This window comes from Pseudarthrobacter sp. MDT3-1, from assembly GCF_054510755.1.
The window spans coordinates 31,644-45,669 of the sequence record NZ_JBTNDX010000012.1 but is presented as its reverse complement, the minus strand read 5'-3'; the positions used below and the strand labels follow the sequence as shown (position 1 = coordinate 45,669).

The following is a 14,026-nucleotide window of genomic DNA, read 5'->3' as shown; positions in this document are numbered from 1 at the left end:
CCTAGAGTGGGAAGTATGGACGCGGCCGAGTGGGTGCACGAGCTGGCTTACTCCCTAAGCGTTGGGCCAGGAACACCGTCCTTACTGACGATCGCTACTTGTTCCGGACCAGCTGCTAGCAGGGAGGTCATTGAAACGGCCAAACGAGTAGTCGGCGAGGCGGGATGGGCTGTCTACGAATTGGCCGCCCGCAACGTGGCCCCCTGATCCGTCCCTTCTGCGTGAAAGCGGCTTCCTGATTCTTCGGGAACCACTGCGCCAACCGATCGATGACGTTCGCCACTGCCTGGGCTTCATTGTCCGTAGCCGTCCACTCAGTTTCGCCCCGGCGGTTGGGGCCGTCAACGAAAAGTTGACCGCACCCAAATCCGCCTCCAAGAGTCGAGGGTCGGGCTGTGGCCGCGGGCCAGCGTTCCGGCTCCGCAGGCTTTTCGTCCATCAGATGCAACATGGTGGAGAACGAATGTCTGCCCTCACGAGTACACTGAAATGAGTCGAACATATATTCGAATAAAGGTGTGTTGTGGGCGTTGTTGTCGGTCCCCGCGTGATAGATGCGGGCGTGTCGTTGTTGTCGGTGTTGATCTCTCCGGTGCCCGTTGCGGCGGGGTTTCCGTCGCCGGCTCAGGACTATTTTGATGGCCGGATCGATCTGAACGTGCACCTGATCAAGGACATCACCAGCACCTACGTCGTACGCGTGTCCGGGGACTCGATGGAAGGCGCCGGGATCAGCGACGGCGATGAACTGATCGTGAACCGGGCGCTCGAGCCGCGGGACGGGTGCGTGGTCGTCGCGGTCCTGGACGGGGAACTCACGATCAAGCGGCTGCGGATTACGGCGACCAGTGTAGTGCTGCAGGCCGAAAACCCGGCCTACCCGGACATCAAGGTGCCCAGCCTCAGCGAACTCACCGTCTGGGGTGTCGCAACGCGGTGCCTTCATCATGTCTAGGCCGGCTGTGATGCGGCGGATGCCGCAGATCGCGCACGTGGATGTGAACTGCTTCTACGCCAGCGCAGAGCGCGCCTTCGACCCGTCCCTGGAAGGCCGGCCGGTCATTGTGCTGTCCAATAACGATGGCTGCGCAGTGACCCGCTCCCCCGAGGCCAAAGCCCTGGGCATCGCCATGGGCGAGCCCTGGTTCAAACTCGCACCCCGGGCCAGGGAATGGGGCCTGGTCGCGCTGTCCAGTAACTACGAGCTCTACGGGGACATCAGTGCCCGGGTGATGGAGCTGCTGGGCCGGTACTCTGCCTGGCTTGAGGTCTACAGCATCGACGAGGCCTTCCTCGGCGTCAAAGGCACGCCCGACGAACTCCTGGCCCTGGGCCGGGCGATGAAGACGGCGGTCCGGCGGAACGTCGGCGTGCCCGTCTGCGTCGGGATCGCCGGCACCAAGACCCTGGCGAAGCTGGCCAACAAGTGGGCGAAGAACAACCCGGCCTTTGGCGGGGTCTGCCACTGGGACTCCGTCCCCGCCGCCGACCGGGAATCCCTGATGGGCCGCCTGTCAGTGGTGGAGATCTGGGGCGTCGCGACCCGGCTGACCAAACGCCTGAACGTGATGGGCATCTTTTCGATCCTGGACCTGTCCCGGGCGGATCCGGTCATGATCCGGGACCGGTTCTCCGTCGTCATGATGCGCACCGTCCTGGAACTGCAGGGAACCCCCTGCATCCCGATGGAGGAAGAACGCATCGGGCGGGACCAGCTGATCTTCTCCCGCTCCTTCGCCACCCCCATCACCACCGCCGCCGGCATCCGCCAGGTCATGAGTGTATACGGGCAGCAAGCCTCGGCCCGGCTGGCCAAACACGGGCTGCAGGCCAAAGTCCTCACCGCGTTCGCCGGCACCTCACACTTCAACCCGAAAGACACCTCCTACCCCTCCATCTGCATCCCGCTGCCGATGCCCACCGCGGACCCGGTCATCCTCACCAAGGCCGCCCACGCCCTCCTCCCCCACATCAACGAGGGCATCCGGTACGCCAGGGCGGGGATCATGGTCACCGACCTCCGCCCCACCGGCAACCAGGCGCCCCTGTCCCTCTTCGAGAACCCGCACGAGGAACGCCATGTCGGAACACTCCTCGAAGACGTCACCCGCCGCTACGGCCGCGGGTCCATTGGCCTGGGCCACGCCGGCATCCGCGGCGGCCCGGACTGGAGCATGAAACGGGACATGCTCTCCCCCCGCTACACCACCCACTGGGACGAACTCCCCCTCGTCAAAGCCGCCTAACCCCACCCGCACGACCGTACTGGCACGTCAGCACCACGAAAGAACGACTCTCATGACCATCACCCACGAAGCCCCCACACAGACCAACCATGTCCAGGTCCGGCTCGACCCGGCAGCTAACCCCTTGGCCATCCCTCACGACGGACGGATCTGGCTGGTCGACCCCGAAACGGATTCCCAGCACTGGTACGGACGGGACTCCTGGTGGGACACCCGCCGCACCGCCGCCAAAGGCAGCGGCGACCTCGTCAGCGTCGAATACTGGCGCGTCCAGGCCCGGGCCAGCTCTGCCTCCACGTTGCGGACCTTCACCCTGCGCCGCCAGCCCCTCGCCACGCAGTGGCTGCTCGAGTCCATCGACGACGGCAGCTGATGCCCTCCCTCATCATCGGCAGACCCGTGTCCGACCAGGTCTGGGAATCCATCAAGGCCGAATTCGCCCCACCCTCCCTGGAGCTGAGGATCGCGCACAACTACTTCACCGTCTGGATGATTACCCCCGCCCGGGACCTTGGCGGGAAACGGCCGGTGGATTCCCTCCCTCAGGCGGGGCAGCTGCACCGCGCGCCTTGGAGGACTTCACAGCACAACCGCCGGGAACACGGCGAGCCAACTAGGCTGATCCGGTGGATCTCACCGGAACAATCCAGTTGGCCGACGGCAGCACCGACCACATCAGCGTTCAGGGCGACAGCTACGACAACGCCAAAGCGGCGCTGAAGGCTGCGGTCCCCGAAGGCGCCAAACTGATCGCCATCCGCAAGGGCACCTGAGCGGCATGCCGGAACATAAGACAGCGCCCCACGCCGAGTGGGTCCAGATGTACCGGCAAGGCCTCACCACCACAAAAATCGCCGCCACAACAGGCGCCGCCCAAAGCACCGTCCGCTACCACCTGGCCATCGCCGCAGCCGCGGAGCCCTCCATCCGGGACGACCACCGCAACGCCACCCGCCCACCCCCGCCCACCCGCATCACCGCGGAAGGGCTGCAAAACCTCAACGACACCATCGCCCTGTACCGGGCCGAAAACCGGCTCCCCTCCAGCAGTTCCCCGTCCGCCCGGGAGCGGGCCCTCTGGCCATATGGCTAGTCAGACGACGCCAGGACCACGACCTGGGCACGCTCTCCCCCACGTACAGCGACGCCCTGTAGGAAATCCCCGACCGGGACCAGCGGGCCCGTACCGACAAAGACGAAGCCCGCTGGAACCAACGCCTCCAAGAGCTCACCGCCCAAGGTTACCGGGAACGACTGGCCACGCCACAAGCGAACGGACACCGAAGAAGAACGCCTCCTGGGCATGTGGCTGCACATCCAACGCATGAAATACCGCCGAGACGAGCCGGACCAGGACACAGAAGCACAGCTGAATACCCTCCTTCCCGGTTGGCGGGACGGCAGGACCCGCGTCCGCCCGCCGGGATCCCCCAACATCCGAAGAGGATGACACCGCGGATCTGAGAGCTGCGCCCGGATCCCTGACCGGCACAGGAGAGCCGCATTTTTTCCCCAAGAGTTTCCGTGGAATGGTTCCATCTCAGCCCTACGAATTTACGCTGGTAGCATGGTCGACTCTGGAATTGAATCACCCGAGCCCTACTGGCTGACGAGGATGCGTCAAGCCGCTAAGCAGCGGCCCAGGACCCGGTTCGTCAAGATCCGGTGGATCGAGTTGCAATACCTCCTTCGCGAGCGGGATGCCCCCTGGCTCGCCGCCGGTCCAGCCATGCGCGAACGACTTCTGGAGCTGCGCACGACCGATGACTATACATACCTGTCAATTCCGGAGATAGCCGCTCTACAGGCATCCCAGGATGACGGACACAGCGCGTAGCATTCCTGTTACCGCTGACCTGTCCGCCCGGATTAATGGGGTCCCGTTCCTTAAGCGAAACACCCATTGACCAGCTGTTAGCGCCGGACCTGACGAAGCGGTTCCGCTTATCGAGCCACGAAGACAACCAAAAAGCTAACTGCGAGCCCATTTTTGATTGGGACGAAACTTATCCCGGGGAACCTCACAAGGAGAAGCCGCCAAACGTCCTTCCCCTTGACTGGCAGCCTGATCCAAATTGGCGGTGGCCCCCGGCTTAGGAACTGGTCCGTACGACATGTTCTGCGCACGCAAGTGTTTCCGGCCGATCCCGCCCGCCTACACATGATCCACGAGTACTGCCGCCTACCGAAAGATCATCGTGGCTTCCGACACGGAACGCGTCAAGATCAAGCTCCCCGAGGGCTTTGAGCCGTCAAAGCACGAGAAGGCGCTGATCAAAAAGATCGCCGACGTGCACGGCGACGGGTTTGAGCTCGGCTCATGAAGCGCGGTCCACATCCCCGCTGACAACCCTGTGCTCGAGCGCATCTCGTGACCATGGCCCGGCACTGAGGGCCCGCCGCAGCGACACAATCGGCGGCCGCCAGTCAGTAGCGCCAACCGGACCTATAGTCATGTGGTCATCCTGTTCGCAATCCTTGGGGGAACCATGAACAAACGCGCCGCTATCGCCGTCCTGTTCACTGTTCTACTTACCGGATGCGCAAGTGTCCCGTCCGCCGCACCTACTGTGACCGTGACTGCGACGACCACCGTCACCCCTACTGCTTCCCCGGCCAAGACGGCCACGCCGAAGGCGACCCCGACTCCTGCCCCGGTGAAGACCAGCGGGAGCTACGGTGCCGATCTCGCTGCGGCGGGTGTTGTTCCCGATGACGTCGCGAATTACGGCAAGTTCATGGCCAAGTACATGTGCGACTCTCCGATGAGCGGGATCAGTTCCTTCTCCGACCAGGTCAGGCAGTTCGGAATTCCCGGCGGAGAATCCGGCGGGCGGGGACCGGCCGTTGTCCGCCTCACGGTGGCCTACTTCTGTCCCGCGCGTGCTGCCGAGGCGGAAAAGCAACTCGCCTACCACGGCTACCTTAAATAGCTCAGGCCGCTTTCACAACGAGCATCTCGTCCCATTCAGTGGTGTACCGGGGCGACAGGGCCGCACGTTTCATTGACCAGTCCGGCGCGGTGGCCTCGTGGGCGGTGCTGAAAGTGGGCAGCTGCGGCGAGGCGCCGGCGGGCCTCAGATCAGTCAGCATCACGCCCGCCCGAGCGTAGGGCATCCCGTCATGGATCTGGGTGCGACAGCGGCCACACCCGTTCTCAACGCGGTCGCCGGTCACCTCAGCAATCGCGATCGTGCGCTGTTATGAGTGCTGGCCAACGCCAGCCCGTGATGCGCGGCGCGGCGCGCGTGCTGCCTTCTCCATGGCGGCCTCCACGATTTCCACGTCCGCTTGCTCAGGCTTCGAGTTGAACCTCACCCTGCCAGCCCGGGCAAGGGCCTCCCCGGCAAGGACATACGGGCGGACCGTGCTGTACGCCTGCCCCAAGGCCTTGGCTGCGCCCAAAATGTTCATCGGGCGTCCGGCGGTGGCAACAGATGGGGAGACGGCCCGCAGGTACGTGGCCCGTGCCCAGAGCACCTTCCAGTCATTCCGGGCCGCCTCAGCGGCCTCCAGCGCCGCACGAGCGGATTCTTCCCGCGCCAGTTCGTTGGCATTCATTCCCACCATTAACCCCTCCCCCTAGGCAGTGTGCGCACCAGCTCTGCTGCGCATAAGGCATCATAGCGGCGCGGCGTGGTCGTTGCCCCGCAATCTCCCAGCGAGCCAGGCTTCACAACCGGTTCCAGCACGGCGACCCGTTCGAGTACACCGACTACCGCCACTACCGGAATGCCCTCCGCCGCTGGAAGGCCGCCAAGCATCCGCGCGCGGTAGTCCAGGTCATGGCGCAGGAAACCCGGTTCACCCGGACCTTCACCTTTGCCGATGATGCTGTGGCCGCAGAGGAAGCTGCCACCGACTACTCCCCCCGGTGATCAGCAACTTCATTACCTTCCTCGAGCGGTAGCTCTCCCCAGTTGCGCACCTGGCTACCGTCCCTGGCAGGGTGCATGGTCCTCGCATTCATGGTGGTCTGCATGCCCAGTGTCGATGGCCCTACCGAGCGGTCCTCGACGACCGGGGCGGCTCCTGCTCCCGCCGCGGCACCGGACCCGCGGTTCTCTCTAGATGACCCGGCGAGCCCGTGGGTGGTCGTCAACAAGCAGCGCCCCCTGGCGCCCGCCGGCCACACTCCTGCAGACCTGGTGCAGCCCAACGTTCAACTGGCTGTCCCGGGTGAAGTGGCCCTTCTGAACAACGCCACCGCTTCCGCCGTCGAAACGATGTTCATAGCAGCGGCCCATGACGGCGTGACCATGACCCTGGCCAGCGGATACCGCTCCTACATCACGCAGGCGGACACCTACTCCGGCCACGTCGCCACCCTCGGCCAGGAGAGCGCCGACGATGCCAGCGCAAAGCCCGGCCACTCGGAACACCAGACCGGCTGGGCCTTGGACATCGGAGACGACGGAGCGTGCAACTTCCAGCCGTGCTTCGCGGACCGGCCGGCAGCACAGTGGGCCGCCGCCAACGCCCACCGCTTCGGCTTCATCATCCGGTATCCGGTGGGCGCCCGCGCCATCACCGGTTACGCCTATGAGCCCTGGCACCTACATGGCCACCCGCGGCGTCAGCACGCTTGAGGAGTACTTCGGCCTGGACTGATGTGACTGCACGAGGATCAGGGGGTCGGACCCCCGACCCCTCCCCCACCATCAGCGAAGACCTCGACTGCGACGATGTGCGCCTCCGCCAGCCCCTTTTCCGGCACCGGCTTCTCCAGTAGCACCGGCTGACTGTACGAGTGGGCCCATTCACGCGCGTCCGGCCCGAGCACGTCATCGATCCACACGACAGCGTCCCAGTCCGCTTCGCCCAAGGCGTCCATCCGGTGCAGCCACCGCTTCACCATTCGGAGCTTGGGAGTCGGCTCCTTCTCGTCGTCGGGGCGCAGGACGATGACCACCCGCAGAGGTTCGACCTCTAGCTTCAGTTGCGACTCCAGCCCGGCAACGATGTCCGCCGGCCACGTCGACACCCACGCGATCCGGCCAAGCGTGGCCAGCCTTCGGACCAAGGCGATCTTCTCCGACGTGATCACAAGCCTGGGTCGGCCGCCGTCGCCCGGTTCCATCGCCGGGTTGAGGACTCCGTCGATGTCGAGCAGGATGATCGGCTTCATGGAAGTGACCCTAGTCTGATCCGCTGACCCGGCGATAGCCGCAGCCATTGAAGCCCACCTCCGTTCCGCCTGCTCCGCTGGCTGGCTACCCGGACGCGCAGCGTTCGGCGGGCGATAGCCCTGGTGTCGTCGGGCCTGTGAGTCGTTGTGAGTCCTGTGAGTCTGGTCGGTGGAGGTCAGGGTATCGGCATATTTAAGAGGGGACTCGGGCGCAAGCGCCCTCGCCCCAACGTTAAGTTTCCTTTCCGGTGGCGTCTCGTTTTCCCTCTCAGCTGTACGTCTGCCTTTGAGTTTCTCCCTGTTTACTATTAGCTCTCTTCACGTGGCTCCTCGTCGGCCAGGGCGCTGCGCGCCCGGTGCCGACGCGTGGACCCGCATCCCAGGTCCGCGCCACTCGCTGCGCTCATTCCGCTCCCCTTGGGCTGCTGCCTTCTCCTGGTGTCTGGCCTTCCCTGCGGGGCTAGGCGGCTGCGCCGCCCGTACCGCTGCACTTTCCGTTCTCTTCTCGTCGGGCCTTCTCTTGGGGGCTGGGCCTTGAGGCGCTTCGCGCCGGGGAGATGGCGATCAAGGATTGCTTCTCGTGTCGCGTCTCGTTGTCTGCTCGTTCGACTGGGAGTGCTCCTGGCCCGGCTGCCGCCGGGCTGGGCTCCTTGTCGTGGGGCTTCCCGTTGACGGGTTGTTGTCCGGCTGCTTCGCAGCGGCCTTCTCTTGGAGTGGGCTCTCTTCGAGGGACAGGCCTTCGGCCGAGGAGCCGGACTTCGTCCGTCCGAAGAGCTGGTCGTTGGCGATGCGAATCGTCTAGCTGTCCGTGCCACGCAGAGATGACTGTGAGCTCCTCCTCGCTGCTCGCGCAGCGTTGACGGTCCGATGACTTTGCGTTCCACGGGACGATGACCCCTGCCTTCCCGGGCCGAAGCCCCTACAACCACAAGACTTCCTGGAGAAAAGGGCGGTGGCGTTCCACGACGGGCCTGCGCGCAGCGCTCCCTGTCCGGCTGACTGCAAGCCGAGGCTGGGACTGGATGGGGCACTCCCTGGGGCGGAGCCCCTTTCGCTTGTAGGCCTTTGGCTGACGGGTTGGGACGCAGTCCCGTCGGATGGGGGTCGGCCGGAGGACCCTGACAGGTGAGGCTGAGGGCGGAGCCCGGCCACCGAAGGGGATGGAGGCCAGCGGCGCGCAGCGCTGCTCTTCTGCGAGGGATGCCGCACACGCGGGCAACTGCAGACAAAGGAAGGCAAACAACTGGCCGCCACACATTATCAAATTAATCGACCCAAAGACGGGCGCCGTTCTGAATCCATATTCCCGGGGATAACCGCAATCTCCGTTGCCGAACGCAGGATTGAAGACTGCGGTTATTTTCCACATATGAGTCGCTAGGAGCTCCTACGGTTTCCGTCACGACTCAACGGACAGGTGCGGCGTCTTACATCCCAGAGGACTAACCGTCGGACAATCGTCCAACTACTGCTCGGCTCGCAGTTGCTGCTTCTCCCGCGTGCGACCTGTCGTCGCGGACGACAAGCTCGAGCAATCCGCGCTGATGAAGTCCTTCATCCTGTCATTGGTGCCGTCGGCATCCGAGCATGGAACACATGACAGTCGGCCACTGCCAGCGCAAGACGCCACCCGCAGACAGCAGTGCCTAGATGAGCTGGTCCAGCGTTGTCCAGAACGCTTCACGCAGCGCGCGGCGGACGCCCTGTAGGTCGGTCTTGTATTCGCCGATCCGCTGGGCGCAGTCCTTCAGCAGTACCCGGTCAACGTCCGCGGGCAGGATCGGCCGGTCCGCCAGGAGTTCGTTCAGCTCGCCTTGGGTGGTCGTGCCGTACCAGCTGGCGGCCACGCTTTCCCCGACGTCGTAGGCGACATCCAGAGGGCTGTCCTCCGGGGGCAGGATGGACGGGCCGGTGCCGCCGGAGCTGTAGACGAGGTGCGCTTCGGTCCGGTGCGGACGGGGAGCCGGGGTAAGGACGATGCGGTCCCGTGGCGGGCCGGGCCTGGCGGGAATGTTGGAGGGCCGGGGCCCTGGCGCCGACGGCTGGGGGAGCGTCGCAGCCTGCACTGTGAGAGCCGGCGTGGGGCGGGGCGTGGCGGCGACGTTTTTGGTGAAGCAGGCGTCGATGAGTTCCTGGGGCAGGGCGATGATGCTGTCGACCCGGAGTGCGAGGTGTTCGGCGACGGACGTAACACCCAGCCGGTGGGTGGGGTTTTCGACGCCGACCAGGACGACCTTCATGCCCAGGTCCTGGGCTTCCTCGACCGCCTCGGCCAAGTCATCGTCGCCAGAGACCAGGAACGCCACGGATGCTGCCCGGTTCCGGGCCACGCCCACCAGGTCCAGCCCGAGCTTGAGGTCCACGCCTTTCTGCTCTCCGTTGAAGGAGATCCGGCCCAGACGGACCTTCACATCCGGCAGCAGGCCGATGGACTTGTGCTGGTCCGTGAACAGGGCGTCCTTCGAGGCGTCGTACCAGTAGACCCTCAGGACATCGAGACCAGAATGCTCCGCAGTGCGCTTCAGGATGCCTTGGATGAGCTTCTCGTAGTCGACCCTGAACGCGGACCGCAGCGAGGTGCCGGCGACGTGGGTTCCGCCTACCGCGAGGAGGAAGCCGGCATCAACGAAAATCGCGCTCTGGGTCACCATGGGTTCAACCGTACAGGCAGGGTGAGACGCCAAGCAGTCAACCTAAGGGCCGCCAGTTGGCGACTCCCAGCCTTGCACAGGCGCCAGTCGGGCATCGTGCATGCGACGGCCAGGAAAGAACGGATGCGTGGCCATTCACCCTCAACCAGTACAAGTACCGAAGCGCCCTCGCTGCAGGCCTGGGGCGCCGTCACGGGCTACTGGCGGTCGCGGGCAAATTCCTCCAGGTACTCCATGAGCTTCTCCGGGTGATCCAGAGCCGCAACGGGCCGCGGATAGTTCTCGCCCGGCAGCGGCGTGAGCATCCATGCGGTGAAGCAATTGTGGGGCACCTTCAGCTCCATCGCGCGCCTGTACAAGGTCAGGACCACGGGGTGCAACTGCCCGTCCACAAACTGGTAGCCCGGCGCCAGCGTTTCATCGTCGATGAACACCCGCACCAGCTGCTGCATGTACGGCTCAGGGTCCCCATACAGAGTTTCGAAGTGCTGCTCGCACTCCTCCAGGGTCATGAGCTGAAAGTCGGTCCGGGAGTTTTCCCACCATTGCCTGCTAATGATGGGCCAGTATCTGGGTTCAGCCTTCACATTCGACGCAGTAGGCGTGACCGTTCTTTTCAAGGGCGACCTGGGAGCGGTGTCGGACCAGGAAGCAGGACCAGCAGGTGAACTCATCGTTCGCCTGGGGGACAACCTGGACGACCAGCTCCTCGGCAATGAAGTCGCCCGGGAGATCAACGCCGTCGACGGTATCTGCTTCGTCCAGTTCCCGGCCAACGCTGCGCGCGTCAGGGGTGTTGGCTGTCCGCAGCGCCTCCAGGGAGTTGTGCTGGGATTCTTTGACGTCGGAGCGGAGTTCGTCGTAATCGGTTGCCACTTGGGTGCTTCTCATATCTGTCGGGGTTTGTCAGCGACTGCAACATACAGCATGCACCCGGCATTCCCCTACTCGTGAGGCAGAATGGGCGCATGTGCGGAAGATACGTGATGTCCAAGGCCACCGGCGACCTCCTTGGCTACTTTGATGCCAAGGAGGTGGAGGGCAGCCCGCCGCCGCCCAGCTGGAACGTGGCACCCACCCAGGACGTCCCGATCATCGCCGAGCGCCTCGATGAGGACGAAATTGACCGCCGTCTGCTGATTGCCCGCTGGGGCCTGGTCCCGTCGTGGGCGAAAAACCTCAAGATTGGCTCAAGATTGATCAATGCGCGGAGCGAATCCATTCTGGAGAAGCCGTCGTTCCGGAACGCGGCGGTGAAGCGACGGACTCTGATTCCTGCTGAGGGCTATTACGAGTGGCAGAAGACTGAAGGCGGCAAGAAGATCCCGAACTACCTGTTCTCGGAGAAGGATGACCTGCTGGCCTTTGCTGGCCTGTACGAGTTCTGGCCGGACCCGGAGTTGCCCGAGGACGACCCGGGCCGATGGCTGCTCAGCTGCACCGTCCTGACCACCACGGCGCACGACTCTCTGGGCCACGTCCACGACCGGGCGCCGGTCATCATCCCGCCGGACATGTTCGCCGACTGGCTGGACCCCGGCACCACCGACAAAGCCGATGTGCAGCAACTCCTTGACGCCGTCCCCGAGCCGGTCCTGACCCCGCGGATTGTCAGCGACCGGGTCAACAGCGTCCGAAACAACGGCCCCGAGTTGCTGGAGCCGGCCGAGTGAGCGGGGTCTTCACGGCCACCGTCGCCTTCCCGAATGCCCTGCTCTGGCTCATGTCCGAGGACAGCAATCAGCTGCAGATACCGGACATCGACGGCGTCGCCAACTTCTGGACCAGCGCCAACGTCTGGGGTGTCGCCGTCCAGCACGACGCTGACGGCGACGTCCAGGTCAGCATCGGCACGAACCCGCCGGAACACCCGTCCCTGGCGCTTCTGCATGAGGGGGTGCTGCACTCCGGCCGCCAGCTCATCGAGGTGCAGACGGTCTACATCGACCCGGTCGCCAGCTTCCGGACCATCTCAACAGAAGTCCAGATCAGCATCTGGGGCGACGATCCCGGGCAGCCGGAGCGCGTCCACATCCAGTGCAAAGACATAGACGGCGAGGTTGCCTGTGACCGAGCCTGAGAGCAGACACGCCTACCACGCCGCCAGCCGGCTCTCACGGGCCGCCCGCGACCTCATGCAGAACGCGGACTCCCTGGACCGGCCATCGGACAGCTACTCCATCCTGGGAAAGGTGCTGGACAGCATGCGCTCACTCGAAATGGCCCTGGGGCAGCTCACCGAATGGCACCGCACCGCCGAATCCGGCCGGCACTTCCACGAAGGCCATGACGAGAGCGAGATCGGCATCATGACAGTGGTCGCCGAACTTGACCTGGCCGTGCAGCAGGCCGACGGGCTGCAGCAGACGATCAGCCGCGCCTATGGCGGCAACTCGGTCGTCCGATGGTTCGATGAAGTGGATCCGCCGGAGGGAGCCTAGTCCCGGTAGACGTCAGGCGTTTATGGCCCGCAAGATCGCAGGCTAAGCACTCCGGCAATGCCCCGGCCCAATGAGGACGGGGCATTGCTGTGTCGGCTTCCGAATCGGGACAGTTCGGCAGGATAGGGAAAGGCTTAGCCCAGCGAGTTGTATGCCTGCCCGGAGTCGGCAGCGGCTGCACCGCGCTGGTCATGTGGCACACTGGCCCGTACGGTTCCTGAGCAGGTCGCGCCCTCGCCGTCAGTGGCTGTGATGGCTATCGCGTAGACCCTGCCGTCGCCGGTGCCGCTGCGTTCGGCTCGGATCTGGACACTGGAACCGTCAGTGCCGATGGCAGCGTCGGGGGAGGTGTTGCCGTCGCCGGGCCCGTTGACCGGCTCATCCTGGGTAACTCCGGTGACAGTGAGCTTGAGGGGATCACCGTCAGGGTCGGTCAAGCCCACAATTTTCACCCCGACCATCCGGTGGTTCGGTGACCAGATGGATGGCTGGGCTGCCGCGGCGCTTGTGCAGACCGGTGCGGCGTTTCGGGGCGGAACCGTGATGGTCAGGGTTTGGTGACCGATGTCCCCGCCGTCAGCAAGGGCGACGATGTCAAAGACGTGATCTCCTTCGGTGGCATCAGCGGGGACCGCGATGTCAGCCGTGAAGGGAATGGTTGCCGGCGTTTTTACTGGGCCGATGACTGCAGGGCTGAAGCTGATCCAGGAAGCATTCGGGTTCTGTCCGGCAACCTCAAGATGGACGTCGCTCACAGTCGCTGATGCAGCCTCGATCATGTCCAGGGTCTGAGCGCCGAAGTCACTTCCCAGGGGCTGCTGAGCGCTTCCCGTCATGCTCGCTGCAGCGATGTCGTTGTAACAGCTGGCCGTGAGGCCGCCCATAAAGGAAGCCGAAGTCACTGCGAAGAGAGTCCGATGAGCCGCTGCGAGGTCTGCCACTACTGCGTTTGTCGCCAGGCCATGGGGGTCAGGAGAGCGGTCGGAGCAGGACTCGAAGCCGTTTACTGCTGCGCCGTGGGGTGGGGCGTCAGTGATGAGAACGACGAACTTGCGGCTGTTAGGCCGCCAAAGGGCAGGGTCATCTGAGGCGGCCCTGGACAGCACCAGGTTTTGAGCCTCGGGGTAGTCCCCGCCGCCGCCGGCCGACATGGTGTTGATCGCTTCCTGAACTGCTGCGGCATCATTAGTGATCGGTTGCCTGATGACGTACTCGGAGGGCCCGTCAGTGCTGTCCCTGAAATCCACTACCGAGAAGTTGGCGTCGGGTACTGCCGCGTGGACTGTATTCACCAGCTCTGTTGCCTGGGCCTTCGCCTGGTCTATGGCACCAGACTGACTTCCTGTGGTGTCGATGGCGATCTGGATGTCCGCTTTAGCAGGCATGCGAGGCACGGTCACCGTGAGATTCTCCGTATGCGTTTCGCCGGCGCTGATCGTGATCGTACTGGTCTCCGACGTTAGCCCAGCGTGTGCGACGGGCATTGAGAATGTCACCGGGATCAGCGCCACAGTACAGGCCAGCGCAACTGTCATTTTTCTTTTCACTGTGTTCCCACCA

General features: G+C 64.3%; 18 protein-coding genes. 11 read left to right on the top strand and 7 right to left on the bottom strand.

What is annotated here, in order from left to right; genetic code table 11:
- The first annotated feature begins 523 nt into the window (after positions 1-523).
- The 7 genes from ACX80X_RS11235 to ACX80X_RS11205 all read left to right on the top strand — a co-directional run bounded on the left by ACX80X_RS11235 (position 524) and on the right by ACX80X_RS11205 (position 5,179).
- The gene (locus ACX80X_RS11235; RefSeq protein WP_459312068.1) at positions 524-955 is read left to right on the top strand and encodes a LexA family protein; all 432 of its coding nucleotides are present in this window, start codon (positions 524-526) and stop codon (positions 953-955) included.
- Positions 948-2,246 (top strand): Y-family DNA polymerase, encoded by a 1,299-nt coding sequence (locus ACX80X_RS11230; protein ID WP_459312066.1) that lies wholly within the window; start codon positions 948-950, stop codon positions 2,244-2,246. Before ACX80X_RS11235 ends, ACX80X_RS11230 begins: the two co-directional genes overlap by 8 nt.
- A 52-nt stretch (positions 2,247-2,298) precedes the next feature.
- Entirely contained in the window at positions 2,299-2,619 is a 321-nt protein-coding gene (locus ACX80X_RS11225) for a hypothetical protein (RefSeq protein WP_459312064.1), read from the top strand.
- 253 nt (positions 2,620-2,872) lie between these two features.
- Complete coding sequence (locus ACX80X_RS11220; RefSeq protein WP_459312062.1) at positions 2,873-3,019, top strand: hypothetical protein; 147 nt, start codon at positions 2,873-2,875, stop codon at positions 3,017-3,019.
- A gap of 5 nt (positions 3,020-3,024) precedes the next feature.
- Entirely contained in the window at positions 3,025-3,339 is a 315-nt protein-coding gene (locus ACX80X_RS11215; protein WP_459312060.1) for a hypothetical protein, read from the top strand.
- Positions 3,340-4,444: 1,105 nt separating this feature from the next.
- On the top strand, positions 4,445-4,570 hold the full coding sequence (locus ACX80X_RS11210; protein WP_459312058.1) for a hypothetical protein: 126 nt from the start codon (positions 4,445-4,447) through the stop codon (positions 4,568-4,570).
- Between the two features lie 252 nt (positions 4,571-4,822).
- The gene (locus tag ACX80X_RS11205) at positions 4,823-5,179 is read left to right on the top strand and encodes a hypothetical protein (protein WP_459312056.1); all 357 of its coding nucleotides are present in this window, start codon (positions 4,823-4,825) and stop codon (positions 5,177-5,179) included.
- 1 nt (position 5,180) lies between these two features.
- Here the strand turns inward: ACX80X_RS11205 and ACX80X_RS11200 are convergent, their stop codons facing one another.
- Both ACX80X_RS11200 and ACX80X_RS11195 read right to left on the bottom strand, forming a co-directional pair.
- Positions 5,181-5,339 (bottom strand): DUF4113 domain-containing protein, encoded by a 159-nt coding sequence (locus ACX80X_RS11200; RefSeq protein WP_459312159.1) that lies wholly within the window; start codon positions 5,337-5,339, stop codon positions 5,181-5,183.
- 108 nt (positions 5,340-5,447) lie between these two features.
- The gene (locus tag ACX80X_RS11195) at positions 5,448-5,816 is read right to left on the bottom strand and encodes a hypothetical protein (RefSeq protein ID WP_459312054.1); all 369 of its coding nucleotides are present in this window, start codon (positions 5,814-5,816) and stop codon (positions 5,448-5,450) included.
- 410 nt (positions 5,817-6,226) lie between these two features.
- Between ACX80X_RS11195 and ACX80X_RS11190 the strand changes: the two genes are divergently transcribed.
- Positions 6,227-6,835, top strand: coding sequence for a M15 family metallopeptidase (locus ACX80X_RS11190; protein ID WP_459312052.1), 609 nt, complete (start codon positions 6,227-6,229; stop codon positions 6,833-6,835).
- A gap of 38 nt (positions 6,836-6,873) precedes the next feature.
- Here the strand turns inward: ACX80X_RS11190 and ACX80X_RS11185 are convergent, their stop codons facing one another.
- The 4 genes from ACX80X_RS11185 to ACX80X_RS11170 all read right to left on the bottom strand — a co-directional run bounded on the left by ACX80X_RS11185 (position 6,874) and on the right by ACX80X_RS11170 (position 10,901).
- Positions 6,874-7,374: an HAD domain-containing protein gene (locus ACX80X_RS11185; RefSeq protein WP_459312050.1), complete on the bottom strand. Its 501-nt coding sequence runs from the start codon at positions 7,372-7,374 to the stop codon at positions 6,874-6,876.
- Between the two features lie 1,646 nt (positions 7,375-9,020).
- Positions 9,021-10,025 (bottom strand): NYN domain-containing protein, encoded by a 1,005-nt coding sequence (locus ACX80X_RS11180; RefSeq protein WP_459312048.1) that lies wholly within the window; start codon positions 10,023-10,025, stop codon positions 9,021-9,023.
- A gap of 197 nt (positions 10,026-10,222) precedes the next feature.
- Complete coding sequence (locus tag ACX80X_RS11175; RefSeq protein ID WP_459312046.1) at positions 10,223-10,537, bottom strand: hypothetical protein; 315 nt, start codon at positions 10,535-10,537, stop codon at positions 10,223-10,225.
- Positions 10,538-10,601: 64 nt separating this feature from the next.
- Entirely contained in the window at positions 10,602-10,901 is a 300-nt protein-coding gene (locus ACX80X_RS11170; protein ID WP_459312044.1) for a DUF4193 domain-containing protein, read from the bottom strand.
- A 92-nt stretch (positions 10,902-10,993) separates the two neighbouring features.
- On the opposite strand from ACX80X_RS11170, the gene ACX80X_RS11165 reads away from it, so the two are divergent.
- The 3 genes from ACX80X_RS11165 to ACX80X_RS11155 are packed head-to-tail and all read left to right on the top strand — an operon-like array spanning position 10,994 to position 12,466.
- Entirely contained in the window at positions 10,994-11,698 is a 705-nt protein-coding gene (locus ACX80X_RS11165; protein WP_459312042.1) for an SOS response-associated peptidase, read from the top strand.
- Complete coding sequence (locus ACX80X_RS11160; protein ID WP_459312040.1) at positions 11,695-12,105, top strand: hypothetical protein; 411 nt, start codon at positions 11,695-11,697, stop codon at positions 12,103-12,105. Before ACX80X_RS11165 ends, ACX80X_RS11160 begins: the two co-directional genes overlap by 4 nt.
- Complete coding sequence (locus tag ACX80X_RS11155; RefSeq protein ID WP_459312038.1) at positions 12,092-12,466, top strand: hypothetical protein; 375 nt, start codon at positions 12,092-12,094, stop codon at positions 12,464-12,466. Before ACX80X_RS11160 ends, ACX80X_RS11155 begins: the two co-directional genes overlap by 14 nt.
- A gap of 134 nt (positions 12,467-12,600) precedes the next feature.
- Here the strand turns inward: ACX80X_RS11155 and ACX80X_RS11150 are convergent, their stop codons facing one another.
- Entirely contained in the window at positions 12,601-13,950 is a 1,350-nt protein-coding gene (locus tag ACX80X_RS11150; protein WP_459312157.1) for a vWA domain-containing protein, read from the bottom strand.
- Positions 13,951-14,026: the final 76 nt, after the last annotated feature.